This window comes from Bacillus sp. 05T31, assembly GCF_056396725.1.
In genome coordinates, this window is record NZ_JBFTMA010000691.1 from 1 (window position 1) to 2,375 (window position 2,375).

Sequence of the window (2,375 nt, forward strand, 5' to 3'; positions counted from 1 at the left end):
TTAAAAAGCTTCTTGAAAATCTATTTCATCTCTGTTTTCGGTGTAGATGGATATGGTGAAATGAGAGCTATTATGACCGCTGTTGGCTGGGGTATTTCTATTTGCATCGGAATAGGGTTTGTATGGGTAAATAATAAGATACATGCGGTTACTGAAGAAAAAGAATCTGTGCAACAATAAATAAAGATCCCCTAGCAGCTTATTGCACTAGGGGGTCTTTATTTTTCCAGACATATTACGAAAAAGTTAGCTTGATTTTTTTCTTTTATTTTTTACATTTCGATAAAACAAAGCAGCGCTCAGTGGCATAACACCAAACCATTTATTTAAGAATGGCTCTTTCTCCGCACGACGTTGTTGTTTCTGTTGTTTTCGATCCTCTTTTGGAGCATCCATATATGACACAAATTGCTGTGTCACAAAGCGTACATAATCATTAGTAGACATATTATCATCACCTCTACTTGATTAGTATGTCCACTTTTTTATTCATTAATCTTTTGCTTTAATTCATTCATAATTTGCTTTACCGACTTATTTGTCGTATCGATATGAATATCAGCCTCTTCATAATAAGCTCGGCGCGATTCAAATTTCGTTATAAATGCATCTATATCTTTCTTCTGAAATAGTGGACGTGTCGTATCTTCACGAAGCCTTTCTGCAATTACATGTGGATCGCAATATAAATACACAACAGTTCCATTTTCCTTCATCCACTTTCGATTTTCCKCTCGTTCAATAATCCCTCCACCCGTTGTAATAATTACATTCTGAACCGGTAGTGAACGTAACATTTCACTTTCATATTCCCGAAAAGCCATTTCGCCTTCTTCGGCAAAAATATCACGAATTGCCTTCTCTTGCTTCTCTTCAATTTTTTGGTCTGTATCTACAACATCCATATGAAGTTCTTTACTTAACACTTTTCCAATTGTTGTTTTCCCGGCTCCCATATAGCCAGTTATGTATATAGATTTCATTTTTGTTCCTCTCAATCATCCGTTATTATTTGTTATTATAACGAAAGATGTTACTTTATTTAATAAAAAAACGTTTTGTTCTTCTTATGCTATGAAGAACAAAACGTAACATACTCACTATTTTCTCGTAATCAAACAAGCTGGCTCACTTTTACTTATAAGTACCTCTTCTCACCCACTGCGTTGCAATCCATTTCTCGCCCTTCGTAACAGGTGCCCCTCCATGTAACGTAAGCTCATTTAGTGATTGATCTTGATAAAAGTACTCAAAGTATACTGCCATTCCCTTTCTAGGGTGTACAGAAAGATTTAATTTCGGAAAGAATGTTTCTCCGCCTTCTTCTACATCATTTAAGTACATCACAAGAGTACTTATACGATTATTAGCAGCTGATCTACTATGTTCCGCAAAATAATCATAGTGCGCTTTATATTCTTGATTTACTTCATAATTTAAAATGTGCAATCCTTCTCCATGCGCTACAGGAACATTCGTGATAGATGAAATTCGTTTTTCAATCTTCGAAGTTAGTTCATTCTCTTCCAAAAATGCACCACTACTCGTTCGAATATCATTTACATCACGTGATGAACCAACTTTAGAACGTTCCATCTTACTTTTAGACAATTCAATTAATTCATCGCACTCTTCATCACTTAATACATTTGCTAATACGACAATAAGAGGTTCTTCGAATTTTGAAATAATTTGTATTTCCCTATCCTCTGTCATAATCGTATTTCCTTTATGATCAAAAATAGTTTGTTCCTTATTTTCACCTATTTGATTGTTATTTGTCATTTCCTTATCTCCCTAGAAAAAAATGATTGGATAGCATGAATATATCATATTCTTTCTACCTTTCTCTTTTTTGAGAAAATTTAAACTTTTGACGATTATTCTTATCCCTTTCCTCAAAGAAATTGACTCCCTCCACAATAGAAACTCATGGTTCTTCTCCATATATTTACATATTATCCTTCTACCCAATCAAATATTTTATTATCCTTTTCCCTATACCGAAAGCTCACTGTATAGAAAACTCTCTGTTTTGTAACACATTGCAACGAAATGATAATAACATCATTTTCAAAGACGTACTTTCCACTCACTTCTCCTCTTTCATACTGAAATAAAAAAACATCCTCTTTTTCTTTTTGCTGTAACTCTCTTTTTATATCTGAAATAGCGCGATCAACAAGTTCCTCCATGAAAAAACTTTGTTCTATTTCAGAATAAAATTTTTTATCCGAAAGTAACATATTCGTTTCGTACATCAAAAAAGAAATGAATAAAATAAGAAAAATAATTGTTCCTGGCATTGCAAATCCATCTTGTTTTCTCATGTTTCTATCTCAATTTCACTATAGCGCACAGCCACGCCTTCATAT

General features: G+C 33.6%; 4 protein-coding genes and 1 pseudogene. 1 reads left to right on the forward strand and 4 read right to left on the reverse strand.

Translation table 11 applies throughout. From position 1 onward, the window contains the following. A pseudogene (locus AC1DJR_RS26675) lies at positions 1-180 on the forward strand (VC0807 family protein); the annotation flags it as partial. Positions 181-246: 66 nt separating this feature from the next. On the opposite strand, the gene AC1DJR_RS26680 reads toward AC1DJR_RS26675, so the two are convergent. The 4 genes from AC1DJR_RS26680 to comGG all read right to left on the reverse strand — a co-directional run bounded on the left by AC1DJR_RS26680 (position 247) and on the right by comGG (position 2,330). Beyond that, positions 247-447 carry a YqzE family protein gene (locus tag AC1DJR_RS26680; RefSeq protein ID WP_002015009.1) on the reverse strand — a complete coding sequence of 67 codons (201 nt, stop codon included), beginning with the start codon at positions 445-447 and terminating at the stop codon, positions 247-249. A gap of 38 nt (positions 448-485) precedes the next feature. Beyond that, positions 486-983, reverse strand: a complete 498-nt coding sequence (locus AC1DJR_RS26685) for a shikimate kinase (protein WP_477003928.1) — start codon at positions 981-983, stop codon at positions 486-488. Positions 984-1,134: 151 nt separating this feature from the next. Then, positions 1,135-1,785: a 2OG-Fe(II) oxygenase gene (locus AC1DJR_RS26690; protein WP_429686895.1), complete on the reverse strand. Its 651-nt coding sequence runs from the start codon at positions 1,783-1,785 to the stop codon at positions 1,135-1,137. 173 nt (positions 1,786-1,958) lie between these two features. Then, positions 1,959-2,330: a competence type IV pilus minor pilin ComGG gene (comGG, locus tag AC1DJR_RS26695; RefSeq protein ID WP_002167676.1), complete on the reverse strand. Its 372-nt coding sequence runs from the start codon at positions 2,328-2,330 to the stop codon at positions 1,959-1,961. Between the last annotated feature and the right edge of the window lie 45 nt (positions 2,331-2,375).